The sequence below is a fragment of the Rhizobium sp. AG207R genome, from assembly GCF_027109195.1.
GTDB lineage: Bacteria > Pseudomonadota > Alphaproteobacteria > Rhizobiales > Rhizobiaceae > Rhizobium > Rhizobium dioscoreae.
This window is the reverse complement of sequence record NZ_JAEPVT010000005.1, coordinates 177,219-192,991: the sequence shown is the minus strand read 5'-3', so window position 1 is coordinate 192,991 and position 15,773 is coordinate 177,219. Positions and strand designations below refer to the sequence as shown.

The 15,773-nt window shown below is 60.6% G+C and carries 18 protein-coding genes; 14 read left to right on the top strand and 4 right to left on the bottom strand.

All coding sequences use genetic code 11. The features are described 5' to 3' along the window. Positions 1–5: 5 nt before the first annotated feature. Together JJQ51_RS13375 and JJQ51_RS13370 are read right to left on the bottom strand one after the other, a co-directional pair. Positions 6–425 carry an NUDIX hydrolase gene (locus tag JJQ51_RS13375; RefSeq protein ID WP_152092996.1) on the bottom strand — a complete coding sequence of 140 codons (420 nt, stop codon included), beginning with the start codon at positions 423–425 and terminating at the stop codon, positions 6–8. 91 nt (positions 426–516) lie between these two features. Continuing rightward, positions 517–1,500 carry an alpha/beta hydrolase family protein gene (locus JJQ51_RS13370; protein ID WP_152092995.1) on the bottom strand — a complete coding sequence of 328 codons (984 nt, stop codon included), beginning with the start codon at positions 1,498–1,500 and terminating at the stop codon, positions 517–519. 180 nt (positions 1,501–1,680) lie between these two features. On the opposite strand from JJQ51_RS13370, the gene JJQ51_RS13365 reads away from it, so the two are divergent. From JJQ51_RS13365 to JJQ51_RS13300, 14 genes are all read left to right on the top strand, one after another. Beyond that, complete coding sequence (locus JJQ51_RS13365) at positions 1,681–2,007, top strand: PadR family transcriptional regulator (RefSeq protein WP_092707768.1); 327 nt, start codon at positions 1,681–1,683, stop codon at positions 2,005–2,007. Next, the gene (locus JJQ51_RS13360; RefSeq protein WP_183808688.1) at positions 2,004–2,576 is read left to right on the top strand and encodes a DUF1700 domain-containing protein; all 573 of its coding nucleotides are present in this window, start codon (positions 2,004–2,006) and stop codon (positions 2,574–2,576) included. Before JJQ51_RS13365 ends, JJQ51_RS13360 begins: the two co-directional genes overlap by 4 nt. 34 nt (positions 2,577–2,610) lie before the next feature. Continuing rightward, complete coding sequence (locus JJQ51_RS13355) at positions 2,611–3,318, top strand: GIN domain-containing protein (RefSeq protein ID WP_113329301.1); 708 nt, start codon at positions 2,611–2,613, stop codon at positions 3,316–3,318. Between the two features lie 132 nt (positions 3,319–3,450). Next, a complete protein-coding gene (gene hpaR / locus JJQ51_RS13350) occupies positions 3,451–3,972 on the top strand; it encodes a homoprotocatechuate degradation operon regulator HpaR (RefSeq protein ID WP_113329785.1) in 522 nt (173 codons plus the stop codon). A 96-nt stretch (positions 3,973–4,068) separates the two neighbouring features. Beyond that, positions 4,069–5,055 carry a helix-turn-helix domain-containing protein gene (locus JJQ51_RS13345; RefSeq protein ID WP_152092993.1) on the top strand — a complete coding sequence of 329 codons (987 nt, stop codon included), beginning with the start codon at positions 4,069–4,071 and terminating at the stop codon, positions 5,053–5,055. Between the two features lie 103 nt (positions 5,056–5,158). Further along, positions 5,159–6,565, top strand: coding sequence for an aldehyde dehydrogenase family protein (locus JJQ51_RS13340; RefSeq protein ID WP_269244809.1), 1,407 nt, complete (start codon positions 5,159–5,161; stop codon positions 6,563–6,565). Between the two features lie 3 nt (positions 6,566–6,568). Beyond that, positions 6,569–8,164 carry a GMC family oxidoreductase gene (locus tag JJQ51_RS13335; RefSeq protein WP_113350889.1) on the top strand — a complete coding sequence of 532 codons (1,596 nt, stop codon included), beginning with the start codon at positions 6,569–6,571 and terminating at the stop codon, positions 8,162–8,164. A gap of 59 nt (positions 8,165–8,223) precedes the next feature. Beyond that, positions 8,224–9,477, top strand: a complete 1,254-nt coding sequence (locus JJQ51_RS13330; RefSeq protein ID WP_113329297.1) for an ABC transporter substrate-binding protein — start codon at positions 8,224–8,226, stop codon at positions 9,475–9,477. Positions 9,478–9,542: 65 nt separating this feature from the next. Then, positions 9,543–10,409, top strand: coding sequence for a branched-chain amino acid ABC transporter permease (locus JJQ51_RS13325; RefSeq protein WP_113329296.1), 867 nt, complete (start codon positions 9,543–9,545; stop codon positions 10,407–10,409). Continuing rightward, positions 10,406–11,443: a branched-chain amino acid ABC transporter permease gene (locus JJQ51_RS13320; RefSeq protein ID WP_113350890.1), complete on the top strand. Its 1,038-nt coding sequence runs from the start codon at positions 10,406–10,408 to the stop codon at positions 11,441–11,443. Before JJQ51_RS13325 ends, JJQ51_RS13320 begins: the two co-directional genes overlap by 4 nt. Continuing rightward, positions 11,440–12,144: an ABC transporter ATP-binding protein gene (locus JJQ51_RS13315; RefSeq protein WP_113350891.1), complete on the top strand. Its 705-nt coding sequence runs from the start codon at positions 11,440–11,442 to the stop codon at positions 12,142–12,144. The genes JJQ51_RS13320 and JJQ51_RS13315 overlap by 4 nt, the downstream gene beginning before the upstream one ends. 1 nt (position 12,145) lies before the next feature. Continuing rightward, positions 12,146–12,862: an ABC transporter ATP-binding protein gene (locus tag JJQ51_RS13310; RefSeq protein WP_269244808.1), complete on the top strand. Its 717-nt coding sequence runs from the start codon at positions 12,146–12,148 to the stop codon at positions 12,860–12,862. Positions 12,863–12,877: 15 nt separating this feature from the next. After that, entirely contained in the window at positions 12,878–13,594 is a 717-nt protein-coding gene (locus JJQ51_RS13305; RefSeq protein ID WP_145319675.1) for an SDR family NAD(P)-dependent oxidoreductase, read from the top strand. Positions 13,595–13,605: 11 nt separating this feature from the next. Beyond that, entirely contained in the window at positions 13,606–14,550 is a 945-nt protein-coding gene (locus tag JJQ51_RS13300; protein ID WP_113350894.1) for a helix-turn-helix domain-containing protein, read from the top strand. A 40-nt stretch (positions 14,551–14,590) separates the two neighbouring features. Here the strand turns inward: JJQ51_RS13300 and JJQ51_RS13295 are convergent, their stop codons facing one another. After that, the gene (locus JJQ51_RS13295; RefSeq protein WP_269244807.1) at positions 14,591–14,980 is read right to left on the bottom strand and encodes a nuclear transport factor 2 family protein; all 390 of its coding nucleotides are present in this window, start codon (positions 14,978–14,980) and stop codon (positions 14,591–14,593) included. Between the two features lie 7 nt (positions 14,981–14,987). Further along, positions 14,988–15,767: a MoaF C-terminal domain-containing protein gene (locus tag JJQ51_RS13290; protein WP_269244806.1), complete on the bottom strand. Its 780-nt coding sequence runs from the start codon at positions 15,765–15,767 to the stop codon at positions 14,988–14,990. Positions 15,768–15,773 lie beyond the last annotated feature (6 nt).

Here is a 15,773-nt window from a genome sequence, read left to right as displayed (position 1 = left end):
GGATGTCAGTCACATCGTGGATGTGACCGTTGCGGGTGGAATGGCAGGACATGATGTTCGGTCAGCGGCGCCATGGTGATATCTCCCGGATCTTGGGGTGATACCCAGCGGATCTCTTCGATCTCTGCCGCTGCCGTGATTGCCGTATCGCCCACATGCAGCCGGAATATATCTGCAACGACGGTATGGTCTGGCTCGTTGGCAGCTGGCGCCTGGAAACCGCCAAGAAAAATCAGATCCTTAGCCTCTGCGGTAAGCCCCAGCTCTTCGAAGAGTTCCCTGATCAGCGCCGTCTCCGGCGTCTCCTGCGGCTCCATCTTGCCGCCGGGTTGCATGAAGGCAGCGGTACCGCGCTTGCGCACGAGCAATGTTTTCCCGTCCGGGCGCAACACCAGAGCCGCCGCAATGCGTATCGTTTTCGTCATGTCTTGATCTGATCGGATTCGCGGACGAGTTTCAACACTGATAATGTCTGCGCATAATTCGACGGCGTTCGACACGCGGACACCTTCGCTGTTACGGTTTCATCAGGTGCTGGCGGAAAAATGCGACGACCGCGGCGTTGAACTGCCTATGAAACGCGATGCGATCGAACCCCGGCGCGTCGATGCAGGCATCGGACGATGGGTGTATTTCCGGGCAGGGCGTCAGAAACGACAAATGCACGGCATTGGGGACGATCCGAAAATCAGGCTTTTCCGGCAATAGGCGCGCAAGCGTCGCGACATTTTCGGGAGATGCTCCACCACCCCCTCCAAGTTCCGAGCCCCAAAGCTGAAGCGGAACTCTGACATCTTTCACGCTGTCCACAGTCTGGAAGACGATGCTCAGCGGGTCAGCTACAACGACTGCCTTGATACGGGGGTCGTGGGTCAATGATTGTGGTAGCGGTTGTCGCCGCGGAGGCTGAGCATGGTCCGCTGGCGGGCAGCCGGCTGCTTTTGGATCTGAACGGCGTGGAGGCAGCTTGGTAAAATCCGGATTGGCTCCCGCAACGACGAGACCGGTATATCCGCCCTGGGAAAATCCGTAGAAGCCGATCCGCTGCGGATCGATCCTCGCAGCATCGGGGGAGGCACCAAGCACGAAATCGACGATCCGCTTGATATCGGCAGGTCGCTCGATCAATACGCCAAGACCGTTTGCCCGGCTCATGTCGGCATGATTGGCGTGCGGATGATTGATGGCGACGACAATGAAGCCAGCGTCGGCAAGCGCTTCTGCGGTATCGTGATGGCCGAGATACCAGCCGCCATAGCCATGCGAGACGATGATGAGTGGCAGCTCCTTGCCTGCAATTGGACAATCCGGCGTTGCCGGTATTGCCAGAGCTCCGATCTTCACTTCGGTGGGAGGGGTTGTGCAAGGAGACCATATGGCGGCGTCGATCGCCGGATTATCCCCATCACCTGAGATGCGAATGAATTTCAAACCTGCCGCATATCCCGATGACGCGACAAGAAAGAGCGCGGCCGCGAGGGCAAGGCTAAAGCGGATCATGACAACTGCTCCATTTAAACAGAAATATACGCTGCGCAATGGCTGAGACGGCAAGGTGTGCCGGTCCGTAGTAGGCCAGACGACCACGCGAGGACGCCGCATGCCGGCTGCGAAAAACCATCCAGCTACCTTGCATAAACAGATAGCTTGTTATATTCGTTCTGTAAAGCTGAGGCGTTCATGACTGACTCGATCCAAGTTCAATTGCGGAAGGGCGTGCTCGATCTTTGCGTCCTGGCCGTGCTCTCGCGGGGCGAAAGCTACGGCTATGAAATTGCGAGTACGCTGGTTGCTGCGGTCGGCATGGGCGAAGGAACGATCTATCCGCTGATGCGCAGGATGCAGAATGACGGACTGGTTGCGACCCGCATCGTCGAGTCGAGCAACGGGCCGCCGCGTAAATATTATCGGCTCACGCCGCTGGGGCGCTCGATTTTCGAAGCGCATCGCCGCGACTGGCGCTCGCTAGCAGGCTCCGTCGACAAGCTACTCGAGGATTTGCCGTGACCAGGGAAGCATTTTTGCGCACGCTGAGATTGGGACTTGCAGGCCTGCCTCCTCACGAGGTCGATGATATCGTGGCCGACTATGCCGCCCATTTTTCCGAATCCGAGGCCTCTGGCCGAAGCGAGGAGGAGGTTTCCGCCGCTCTCGGCGATCCGGCCAGGATTGCGCGAGAGCTGCGTGCGGATGTCGGACTGCGCCGCTTCGAGGCGCATTGGAGCGTGCCGAACCTGTTGGCTGCCATGATGGCGCTGGCCGGCCTTGCCATCGTCGATATCTTCTTCCTGCTGCCTTTGCTGTTTGCGGCAATATTCGTCACGCTCGGCCTTGCGATCGCATTGGTGGCCGTCGGCGCCGTTGGCCTGAAGATCATCGTCACGACCGTGTTGTTCCATATCGGCCTGCCTTCCGTCGGCATGCTGGCCCGCCTGCTTGTCGGTGCCGGGCTGGTGAGCTGCTTCGTGGGTGGCGGCGCTTTGCTGCTGATGGGTTTGAGTTTGGGTATCCGCATGCTCGGGCAATATGCCCGCCTGCATTTCCGCCTGGCGCAAGTGGACGAAGGTCGAGCTTGAGCGCCGGACTGCACATCGTTGGAGGAAAAGGACAATGAACGGGAAGCTGGCGACTGTCGCGACGACCGGACTGATTTGTGCATTCGTCTTTCTTGCGCTCGGCATCGGACTTTCCGGGCCGGATTGGGCAAACGCAGCGCATTGGTGGGGTGGCATGCAATCCAGCTGCGGATCTGCGGCTTCCGGCCGGCAGCAGGTTATCCTGCCTTTCAGCTCCAGTGGCAGCCTGACGATCGATATCCCGGCCTCCGTTCATTATCAGCCGGGCGGAAAGGCGGAGGCCGTCATCACCGGCGATCCCGCACTTCTCGATCATGTGCGGCTCGAGGGCGGGAGGCTGAGCATGGATTGCAATCCGGGTTGGTCCAACTCCAAATTCGATGTCAGCCTGTCGGGGCCGCTCGTCACTGATTGGAGGGTGCGGGGCAGCGGCGATCTCGCTCTGTCGCAGCTCGATCAGGCAGATCTGCGCCTGAGGATCTCCGGAAGCGGCAGCGTCACGGCCACGGGAAGCGCACGCTCGGTCGATCTGGATGTATCGGGTTCGGGCACTGCACGTCTCAAGGACCTGGCCGCTCAATCCGTGAAGATCAGAATTCATGGCAGCGGCGATGCGGAAGTCGCCGCTGCGGCGGATGCAGACATCTCGATCAGCGGAAGCGGCAATATCGAACTCTACGGACATCCGGTGCTGCGGCGTTCCGAAATCAGAGGCAGCGGCCGCCTGGTACAGGTGCCGTAGTCCATTGCGAGAAAGCGCGCCGCGCGGCGACGATCCTTGCCGTCGGCTTTGATCGATATCATGCGATCGCCTTGCTTTGAATGATTCTCATGTTAATCAGTGAGGGCCGTAATCGAAGCGAACATGCAAAAGATGCAAAACAGAACAGACAGTGGCGTGAGGCCGCGCCCCGAACCTGAAACCGCAGCAAAACAAGCTAAGCGGCCGCTGCGCGATCGCCGCCGCTCGCTGGCGATCGGACTTCTGCGTGCCCGTGAAGCGGTCATGAGCCATTTCCGGCCAATCCTGGCGGCGCATGACGTAACCGAGCAGCAGTGGCGTGTCATTCGCATTCTCTATGAAGGCGGCCAGCTTGACGCGACCGAATTGGCCGACAAGGCATCCATTCTAGCGCCAAGCCTCACGCGCATGATCCGCTCGCTTGAGGAGCGCGGCTTCATCACCAAGCACAAGGATGATGCCGACGGACGCAGAGTATTGCTGCAGATCACCCCGGCAGGGCAGGCGATCGTCGAGGACGTCATGCCGGAAAGCCAGAAAGTCTATGCCGATATCGATGCCCGTTTCGGCGAAGAGCGGGTGGAGAAGCTGCTCGATATGCTGGAGGAGCTTGCCTCGCTGAAATTGGAGAACGGCCCGGCCGGCGAGGAATGAGGCCCCTTCGATTTTGTTAATGTGTTAAGTATTTGATTGACGCGTCAGGAGATCTGTAGCAGTCTTCCGCGGTGCTGACACTGTTGGGAGGCGGAGTTGGACCTGCTACAAAATCGCAGCCTGGTCGACCGGACCTGGTCGCCGACGCCCTACGACCAGTGGGTTGACGATCTTCAGAGCATTTGCGGCAACTTCAATCCGCACACGGTGCAGCGCGGTGATAGCGTCATAGGCATGGCCAGCCGCATCGACGTCTGCGGCATGGAATTCGCCCATGTTTCCAATGATCTCGACTATGTTCATCGCGATTGGGATGACATTCGCCGCGACGCCAATGAGCACCTGTTCCTGATCCTGCAGCTGGAAGGCGTCTGCGGCGTCGAGCATTCCGGCCAGCAGAACATCCTCGATGTCGGCGAATGCATTCTTGTCGACTCCACGCGACCGACAACTTTCTATTTCCGCGGGCACTTTTCCAATCACCTGTCGCTGCATCTGCCCCGGCAGCTGATGTATTCCGAGAGCAAGATCGATTTTGATATTGCGCGCAAGCTCGAGGCGAGCGATCCGATGGCAATGATGCTGCGTGCATTGATCGCCAAGATGATGACCACGCCGGATAATGAAGCAGCTTCGCCCTATCTTCGCCAGCTGATGTTCGACACGACCCGCCAGGCATTCCTCTCCACAGGCGCCCAGACGGCAAGCCTGAATTCCCTGCACGAAAGTGCCAGCAAGCGCATGCAGATGGTCGATATCCTCATCGACAAGCATCTGACCGATAGCGACCTCAGCGCCAAATGGCTGGCGACACGGCTCGGCATTTCGATCCGTACTCTGCAGCAGGATTTTCAGGGCATGGGCATGACCTGCACGACGGTCATTCGGGACAAGCGGCTGCGCTTTGCGCGGGAAAAGATCGAGCAGCTCAAGGAGCAGCGCAATCCGACGACGATAGCCGAAGTCGCCTATTCGGCCGGGTTCAATGACATTTCCTATTTCAATCGCAGCTTCAAGGAGCTGTTCGATTGCGCGCCGAGCGAGCTGCTGCGCGCCGCCGAGCCGGCGCATAGATTGGACTGAAGCGCGAGACTGCGCTTCAGTCCAAGACGAGGCGCGTTTCTCCCCAAGACGGGTTTTGGGGCAAAGGCCATAGTCCTCCCGAAAGTCACGGGAGGAAAATGTCGTGAAGCAGTATACCCTGCTTATCGGTGGCGAGCCTGTTGCCACGTCCCATCATGCACCGGTTAAAAACCCGTCGAATGGCGAGGTGGTCGGCTTTATGCCGCTTGCCGGCGAAGCGGATCTCGATCGCGCCGTTGCCGCGGCCGCGCAAGCCTTCAAGGGCTGGTCGCAGGTATCGAGCGGGGAACGTGCGGCGGCCTGCCATGCCGTTGCGGAAAAGATCAGCGAGCACGCCGAGGAGCTGGCCCAGCTGCTCACGCGCGAACAGGGCAAGCCGCTCAACGGTCTCGGCTCTCGCTTCGAGATCGGTGGCGCGCTGGCATGGACGCGCCATACCGCCGAGCTGGATCTGCCAATCGAGATCCTGCAGGACGATAATGAAGGCCGCGTCGAGCTGCATCGCAAGCCGATCGGGGTCGTCGGTTCGATCACGCCCTGGAACTGGCCCGTGATGATCGCGTGCTGGCATATCGTTCCGGCTATTCGTGCTGGCAATACCGTCGTCATCAAGCCGTCGCCCTTGACGCCGCTGTCGACCATCCGTCTCGTCGAAATCATGAACGAGGTTCTCCCACCCGGCGTCGTCAACGTCGTCACCGGCGAAAACAGGATTGGTGCCGCCCTTTCCGCCCATCCCGGCATCGCCAAGATGACCTTCACCGGCTCGACGGAAACGGGCAAGAAGGTCATGGCATCTGCGGTTGCGACCCTCAAACGCCTCACGCTGGAACTTGGCGGCAACGATGCCGGCGTCGTTTTACCTGATGCCGATCCGAAGGCCGTTATCGAGGGCCTCTTCTGGGGCGCCTTCATCAACAATGGCCAGACCTGCGCGGCGCTGAAGCGTCTCTACGTGCATGACAGCATCTATGAGGAAGTGTGCCGTGGTCTTGCGGACTATGCTTCCAAGATCGCCGTCGGCGACGGGCTGGACGAGGCAAGCATTCTCGGCCCCGTGCAGAACGAGATGCAGTTCAACAAGGTGCGCGAACTGGTCGAGGATGCGCGCGCCAATGGCGGGCGCATCCTGACCGGCGGCGCACCGATGGATCGCCCGGGCTATTTCTATCCGATCACGCTCGTCGCAGATGTAGATCATGGCGTGCGCCTGGTCGATGAGGAGCAGTTCGGTCCGGCCCTGCCGATCATCCGCTACAGCGACATCGACGAAGTGGTTGCTCGCGCCAACCAGAATCCTGCTGGGCTTGGCGGCTCCGTCTGGTCCTCCGATGTCGAGAAGGCGAAGCGCTACGCGATGCAGCTCGAATGCGGCTCGGTCTGGATCAACAAGCATGGCACGATCCAGCCGAACGCACCTTTCGGCGGCGTCAAGCAGTCCGGCATCGGCGTCGAATTCGGCGCGGAAGGGCTGAAGGAATTCACCACGATCCAGACCGTATTGAGCTGAGCCATGACGACTTACGACTATATCATTGTCGGTGGCGGTTCTTCGGGTTGCGTGCTGGCAAATCGGCTTTCAGAAAATCCGGCGCATAAGGTGCTGCTGATCGAGTCCGGCCGCCGGGATTCCGACCCATGGATCCACATTCCTGCGACCTTCTTCAAGGTGCTGGGCAAGGGCATTGACATCCATCCCTATGCCTCGAACCCTGACAAGGGCCTGAATGGGCGTCCGAGCATCGTGCCACAGGGTAATGTGCTCGGCGGCGGCAGCTCCGTGAATGCGATGATCTATATTCGCGGTCATCGCAACGACTACGATACCTGGTCGCAGATGGGCTGCCAGGGCTGGTCCTACGAGGATGTGCTGCCGGCCTTCCGTTCTCTGGAAAACAATGAGCGGCTGAACGGCCAGTACCATGGGAAAAAGGGCGGTCTGCGTGTCTCGGACCCGCGCCATCGCCATCCATTGAGCGAGGCTTTCATCAAGGCGGCGACCGAAATCGGCATTCCGCATAATGATGATTTCAACGGTGCGGATCAGGCCGGTGTCGGCTTCTATCAGAGCACCACCTATGGCGGTCGTCGCTGGAGCTCGGCCCAGGCCTTTTTGCGCGAGGCGGAGAAGCGGCCGAACCTGACCGTGCTGACGGAGCGCAAGGTCGGCCGTATCCTGTTCGAAGGGCAGAAGGCCGCCGGTGTCGAGCTGCTCGATGGCACAGTCTTCAGGGCGTCCCGGGAGATCGCGCTGACCGCAGGTGCTATCGCAACACCGAAGATCCTCCAGCTGTCCGGCGTCGGCGACGGCGCGCATCTTTCTTCGCTGGGCATCAAGATCGTTGCCGATCTGCCGGGTGTCGGTGCCAATTATCAGGATCATCTCGAGGTGCCGGTACAGGGCGAGACGCGTGAGCCGATCTCGATCCTCGGCCATGACAAGGGGCTGCGGGCCGCCGGCCATATGCTGCGCTATCTGACTTCGCATCGCGGCCTGCTGTCGTCCAATGTCGTCGAATGCGGCGGTTTCATCGATACGTCAGGCACCGGCCAGCCGGATGTGCAGTTCCACGTCCTGCCTGTTCTGATCGGTTTCGTCGATCGTGATCCGGAACCAGGCCACGGCTTGAGTATTGGCCCATGCTATCTGCGGCCGCGCTCGCGCGGTTGGATACGATTGAAAAGCGCCGATCCGACCGAGCAGACGGATTTCAATGCCAACCTGCTTTCCGATCCGGCCGACCTTGAAACCCTGGTGCGCGGTGTGGAAACGGCGATCCGCATCCTCGACGCGCCGGCGCTTGCCAGGCTGGTCAAGCGCCGCGTGCTGCCGAAGCCGGGCGTCGAGAAAGATCCCGAAGCGCTCCGCGATTACATTCGCCAGTCCTGCAAGACCGTGTTCCATCCGGCGGGAACGGCCCGTATGGGCCGGGCGGACGATCGCATGGCCGTCGTTGGGCCGGATCTGAAGGTCCGTGGGATCGAGGGTCTGCGCGTTTGCGACGCCTCCATCATGCCGACACTGGTATCCGGCAACACCAATGCACCGACGATGATGATCGCGGCCAAGGCTGCGGCTTTCATGACTGGAAAGGCGATTTCCGGCTGAGCCGGACGTCGGGGAAGAAAAGAGCCCGTGGGGAGCGGGACAACAAACTGGAGGAGACAATGCCTATCAATCTAAGAGGGCTGGCAATCGGCCTTTTTCTGACGCTCGCATCGGCATTCAGCGTGCATGCGGCCGCATCCTGCGGCGACAACACTGGCAAGCCGGCAACCGGCGAACCGATCATCATCGGCGCCATTACCGGCAAGACCGGGCCGGATGATTTTTCCAACTCCACCAAGGCGGCAAAGGCCTATTTTGATTGCCTGAATGCCAATGGCGGCATCAAGGGGCGGCCGGTCAAATATCTGGTCGAGGACGATCAGTGGAATCCGGAAATCGCCGCGCAGCTCGCCGCCAAGCTCGTCAACGACGAGAAGGCCGTGCTGATGGTCGGCAATTCCAGTTATGTCGAGTGCGGCGCCAATGCCGATTTCTACAAGAAGTCCGGCATCCTTGTCGTCGCCGGCGTCGGCGTGCCGCGCGAATGCTATTTTGCTGAGAATTATGCGCCGACCAATGCCGGGCCGCGCGTCTCGATGCTCGGCGCCATGGGCTACGCGCTCGACAAGCTGAATGCGAAGTCCGTCGTCTGTATCGGCCCGAACATCCCGAATGTCGGCACCTGGTCCTGTGACGGCGTGATGCTGCTTGCCAAGGAAAAAGGCTTTGCGGCCCAGACGATCCTTATGGATCCGGGCTCTGCAGACGCCACATCGATCATCCTGCAGGCGGCCGCAAGCAAGCCGGATGTCATCGTGCTTGGCCTGTCGAAGGGCGTTGCCGTGCCGCTGCTGACGGCTGCCGAAGAACAGGGGCTCAACCAGACGATCACCTTCCTCAGCGCGGCCTCGGCCTATGATCTCTCGGTTCCAGCTACCATTGGTTCGGGTTGGGACGACAAGTTCTATGTCAACATGGAATTCAACGATCTGAACGCGCAGACGCCGGATAATCAGAACTGGCTCGCCGTCATGGATCAGTACGGCCAGAAGTCTGATCCGCGCGATACCTTTGCTCAGGCTGGCTACCTCGCAGCTCGCATCGCCGAAAAGGCACTGATGACGCTTGACCCTGCCAAGATCAACCGCGAGACGGCTTCTGCCGCCGTGCGCGAGATCAAGGACTTCAGGAGCGATATCTTCTGCGCTCCCTGGTACTTCGGCGATGGCCAGCCGCGCCACAATGCCAATTCGACGACACGCATGGCGGTTGCCGAGGGTGGAAAGTGGAAAGTCGTTTCCGATTGCGCCCAATCGCCCGATCCGGAGCTGAAGGACGTGCGTGCTTTTGAAAAGTCCGCCGGCATCAACTGAGCCCAGACGCTTGCCTCGGTTCCGCGGCAAATCCGCGGAACCGAACGACCCGAAAGGATCGATTTATGAACATCCTGCCTTTCATCATATCCGGGCTTGGGATCGGCGCTGTTTACGCGCTGTCCGGCGTCGGCCTGGTCGTCCTGTTTCGGGCGACTGGCGTTCTCAACTTCGCATTCGGTGCCTTCGGCGCGATCGGTGCGCATTGCGCCTGGCAACTGTTGGAGTGGAAGATGCCGCTCCCCGTCGCCATCCTCGCCGCCGTTGCCGTCTCGACGACGATCAGTTTTCTTTATGGTCGGGTCCTCGCGCCCATGCTGTCGCATCGCGATATCGTCGTGCGCGCCGTCGGGACCCTGGCACCGGCGCTGATCCTGATCGCGATCATGGGTGTCATCTGGGGCGAGCTGCCGCGCCGCCTGCAATTCCCGACCGACCAGATGTTCATCTCTCTTTTCGCCGTGCGCCTGACCTTTACGCGTATCATCGCCATCATTCTTGCCGTCGTCATGGTCATTGCCATCACTCTGCTTCTGACTCGCACGCGCCTTGGTCTCGATATGAGGGCGCTTGCCAATGATCGCGATCTCAGCGCCATGCTTGGCGTGCGCATCCTTTATACGGAAACCGCCGCCTGGATCATGACTGGCATCTTCGCCGGTCTTGCCGGCCTGCTGCTTGCCGATCTCGTCCGGCTACAGGGCACCTTCCTGACCTTGCTGGTGATCCCGGCGATCGCCGCAGCGATCCTCGGTCAGTTGCAGTCGCTGTGGCAAACGGCCGTCGCCGGCATTCTGATCGGTATTGCCGAGGCCGTGCTGACGCCTGTCGCCTGGATATCGCCCTATCGCGCAGCAGCACCCTTCATCATCGCGCTTGTCGCGGTCACCATTCTCGGAGGCACGGCCAGGGCCGCGTTGAAGGACCGATGACCGTTCAGGAGCAAACAATCACCCCAACAGCCGGAAGCATATCGATGATGCGCCTGCCGAAGCAGCTTCTTCACGTGCCTGTGACGATGCTGATCTTCTCGCTCGTCGTCGCTTTGCTCGCCAATTCTTTCTGGCTTTCTGCCGCCACATCCGCGGTTGCTCTGTCGCTGTCCGTTGCGGGGCTTGCCATCCTCTATGGTCAGCTTGGTCTCGTCTCGCTTTGCCAGTTCGCGCTTGTCGGCGTCGGCGGCTGGGTGACGCTTCGTGTCGGCCATGCCTTTCATCCGCCTTTTGAATTGAGCCTGCTTGCGGGCGGTATGGTCGCTTCGATCGTGGGGCTGGTTTTCGGCTTGCCCGCCTTGCGCCTGCGCGGTCTTTATCTTGCGCTGGTAACGCTGATGCTGGCGGGCGCTTTTCAGATCGTCATCAGCGCCTGGGGCTTTCCGGATGGCGGTCCCGGCTTCCTGGGTCGCGCCGATGGCTCCGGCCGTGCAATGCTCGCAAGACCAATAGTCGCCGATGGCGAGGTCTCCTATTTCCTCTATGTTTGTGTCGCGGCAGCGATCGGCCTGCTGATCGCGCAATGGCACAAACTTGCCCGACCCGGTCGCGCATGGGCGCTGATCCGCAAAGGCGAGACGGTTGCGGTTGCCAGCGGCGTCAATGTGCTGATCTATAAGGCCTGGGCCTTTGCGTTGAGCGGCTTTCTTGCCGGTCTTGCGGGTGGATTGCTCGCAGGCAATGTCGGTCAGCTCGACGGGCGTGCCTTCGGCGCCTTCGAGAGCCTCAATCTCTTCGCACTTGCCATCGTCGGTGGCGTCTTCAACTGGTACGGCGCCGTCATCGCCGGTTTGTTGCTGCGTGCCGTGCCGGCCCTGCTCACGGATCTCGGCATTGATGGCTATGTCACGATCGGGATCTTCGGCGTCGCCCTGTTCCATGCGCTGGCGACCGCGCCGACGGGCATTGCCGGCCAGATATCGGCTCTTATTGCCCGGTTGAATGCCGTTCTCTCCACGGGGAGGGCACGATGATCAAGATCGACAATCTCATCGTCCAGTTCGGTGGTGTCCGACCGATTAATGAGCTGAGCGCGGCACTGACAGCGCCCGTCGCCGGTCTCATCGGCCCGAACGGCGCAGGCAAAACCACGTTGCTCAATGTGCTCTCCGGTTTCGTGAGACCGATCCAGGGATCGGTCTCGCTCGGCGAGCGGCCGCTGCTGGCGATGACGCCCCTGCAGCGCGTGCGCGCCGGCCTGCGACGCTCGTTCCAGACAGAGCAGGTGGTGGAGGATCTGACCGTTGCCGGCAATATTGCCGCGATCGCCGATCATGTCGTTGGCACCGGCCACCATGCCCGTGCGGTCGAGCAGGCCCTTGCCTTTGTCGGGCTGACCGATGTCGCCGAGAGGCCCGGCCAATCCCTCAATCTTTTCCAGCGCCGTCTCGTCGAGCTGGCAAAATGCGTTGTCGGCGAGCCGAAGCTTATCCTGCTTGATGAACCGGCAGCGGGTCTGACGGAAGAAGAGGGCAAGGCTTTTCGCGAGCTGGTGCTGCGCATCCCAGCGGAATTCAGAGCACAAGTGCTGATTATCGACCATGATGTCGATCTCATCCGCTCCATGTGCAGCGAAACGATGGTGCTCGACTACGGCAAGCTTCTGGCGCTTGGCCCGACACAGACTGTGCTTGCCGATCCCAATGTGCGGCGCGCCTATCTAGGGGAGTTCTGATATGGACGCCACGTCGGAAATCAGCGTCGAAAATCTCGTCGTCGAGCGCGGCGGCAAGCGCGTAATCCATGACATTTCGTTTTCCGTCACGGCTGGGAAGATCACGACACTGCTTGGGGCCAACGGTGCCGGAAAGTCGAGCACGGTTATGGCCATGGCGGGCGTCCTGCCGCGTGGCGGTTCCGTATGCCTCGCCGGCGCGGCGCTCGAAGGGTTCTCGCCTGACCGCATTCGCCGCGCTGGTCTTGCGCTCGTGCCGGAGGGGCATCGCGTGCTCGGGCAGCTTTCCGTCGAGGATAATATTCTCGTGGCAGCGCTGGAGACATCGGCGGCTGCCCGACGAGAGGGACTGGCTCATGCCTATGAGATCTTTCCCGAACTATCGGAACGGCGGCGTCAATCGGCATCGGATCTTTCCGGCGGCCAGAAGCAGATGGTGGCGATGGCGCAGGCCTTCGTCGCCAAGCCGCGCTTCATGATCGTCGACGAGCTGTCGCTCGGCCTTGCACCGACCGTCGTCAAGCGGTTGGCCGAGGCGCTGAAAATCGCCGCCGCGCGCGGCATAGGCGTTTTGCTGATCGAGCAGTTCGCCAATCTCGCCCTCGATCTTGCCGATCAGGCTCTTGTGCTGGAGCGCGGACGCCTGGTCTTTTCCGGCGCCGCGGCGACGCTCAAGGCCCAGCCGCACATTCTGCACGGCGCCTATCTGGCAAGCTGACGCGAGGGAGCCTTCATGACATTCTCTGCCGATCTTTTTGCGAGGCGAACGGTCGTCATAGCCGGTGGTACATCTGGCATAGGGGCAGCGACCGCGCAGAGCTTTGCCGATCTCGGCGCCCGTGTGGTGAGTTTCGGGCTCGGTGCCTCGATTGCGCCAACAAGTCGGCAGATCGAGTATCGCGAACTCGATGTACTGAAGCCTGGCGCGCTGGAAGCCTTCTTCTCCTCGGTCGAGACAATCGATATTCTCGTCAATTGCACCGGTGTTAGCAGGGATCGGGGCGAATGGCAGAAGACCGCATTCGACGAGGTGATGGCGATCAATCTCACGTCGATCATGGATTGCTGCCGGCTGGCCCGTCCGCGCATGCGGGCGGGGTCGGCGATCGTCAATATAGCCTCGATGTATTCGACCTTCGGCGCCGCCGATCGTCCGGCCTATGCGGCCAGTAAGGGTGCGATCGTGCAGCTGACGAAATCGCTCGCCCAGGAATACGCCCAGGCGGATATCCGCGTGAATGCGGTGGCACCCGGCTGGATCGTCACGCCATTGAGCCGCGCGCTGTTTGCCGACGAACGATCATCGACGCCGATCCTGCGGCGTATTCCCGCCGGCCGCTGGGGCGCGTCCGAAGAAGTCGCCGATGCGATCGTCTTTCTATCATCTGATGCCGCGCGCTATATCACCGGCGCCTGCCTGCCGGTCGATGGCGGTTATCTCACCTCCTGAGGACAGCAATCATGACCGCAGCACTTCACCGGCATGTCGATAGCGCCAGCGGTCGATCGTTCGCAGGGCTGGCGCGCAATCTCTTCGGTAATGTCCGGCTTGATTTCAGCACGGCGGATGAGGAAAAGAGCCGCATGACCTCTGCCATGCTGGGTACTTGCCGGCTGACGCGGCTGGAGGCGGATCGGCATGTCGTCTTCGGCGATCATGTGACGGCAGCGCCGAATGATCCCGACGCGATCAAACTGATCGCGCAGACTGAGGGCTGCGCTTCGCTGACGCAGGGCGGATTGCATGCGCCCGTCTCGCGGAATGCGCTTGTCGTCTACGATCCCAGCCGCCCCTATATGCTGACGAACAGTACGCCGGTCCGCCAATTGTTGCTGCAATTGCCGCGCCATAGCCTGCCCGCGACGGCCCTAGAACGGTTGTCGCAACCTTTCACGGCGCATGCTGATAAGGATGGCATGTGCCGGATCCTTTTGTCGCTGATGGATTCGACCATTCATGAGATCGATCATCTTGACGAGGCCAGGCGCGCAAGTGTCGGCCAGACCATGATCGAGCTCGTGCGCACCATGATTGGCGCCGACCTGCAACAGGCAATACCGGTCGCAAACCCCCTTCACACACTGCTGCAGCGGATCAGGGATTTCATCGATCTCAATCTCGAACGGCCGGACTTGACGATAACCATGATCGCGCGCCGCATGGGCTGTTCGGTGCGTTACGTCTATCGCGCATTCGAAGTGGAGTGCCTGACGCCTTCCGATTACATCTGGGATTTGCGCGTCCAAAAGGCTGCGGAAAAGCTGCGAGATGCCGGCGGCTACGCGGGAGAAATATCCGAGATCGCATTCGCGCTCGGCTTTTCCTCCAGCGCGCATTTCTCGCGCGCCTTCCGCCTTCGATATGGTGTGTCGCCGTCGCAATGGCGCAAGGCCAATATGTCTTAGTTGATGAAGCGGCCCTGCCGGAGCCGGGTCGCCTCGTTTCTCATTTCATGGATTCAGCCACTCTCAGCGTGTCCGTGAACTGTTCGAAACGCCGGATCTTGCCGCCCGCCACGCCCCAGACATGCACGACCCGGGCTTTGAAGGTCTTTCCCGTCTGCTTGTTGGTGCCGCTATAGTCTCCTACGCCAACGACCTCGTCGCCGGCGTCGAGCAGGCGTTCGAGATTGAAGGTGTAGCCTTCGAAGGCCTCTCCGAGTGCCTGGAAGACGTTTCTGAAGATCTCCTGCGGGCCGACATAGGTGCCGGCGCAAGGGAAGCCATCCATCTCGGTCCAGCGGCAGTCGAGGGCGATGTCGGCAAGCATGCCATCCATGTCGCGGCGGTCATTGGCGTCGTAGTGCGCCTTTACGATATCGAATGCTGTGCGCATGGCGTCCTCACACGGGTTCCTGGCCGGGCAGGTAATAGGTCATCGAGGCCTTGCGGATGAAGGCGCCGGCCGGGCTGTTCTGGATGCGCCCGTCGCCAGTGATGCCGAGGAACTTGCCTGTCGAGCGCATATCCTTGAAATTGTAGAAGAATGTGGATGCGACCGCGATTTTGAATTCACGGAAGGTGAAGATGTAGAGATTTTCATCAAACTTATAGGTCGTCGTGAGATCAACATCGCCGTGGCCGCGCTGCACGCCGACAAGGCATTGCCAGGCATAGCGCTGCGACGAGAGATAGGTGTGCTCGTAGACATGATTGGGGCTGTAGGTGAAATGAGCCCTGAGCCCGATCAGGTCGCGGCTCTCGTGCGGCACCGGCCCGCTTGCGGCGCCACCTTCAATAACACCCGGCCGGAAGATCTGCGCGACCTGCGGCTCGCCGACGGAATCCTTGAGCTCGCGAACGACCGAGTAAATGGAAAGCACGCGGCGCGTCTCGGTGTTGAGGATCAGCGTCTCGGCTTCCCTGGGGCGGCCGGCAAAGATGATCTCGACGAAATAAGTCTTCGGCGCGACTTCGATCACCTCGGACAAGTCGTTCCCGCTGTCCTTGCCATCCGACCATTTCACCTCACCCTTGGCGAAGGAGAGTTCCAACCTACGGCCATCGTCGAACGCGATCTTGTGCCTCGAGCCGGTCAGGGCCTCCGTGGCGGGCAGACGGTTCGTGTCGATGCCATAGGCGAATTCGTCGTAGGTTTTCCAGTCCTTGGGATTCTGGTTCATCTCTAT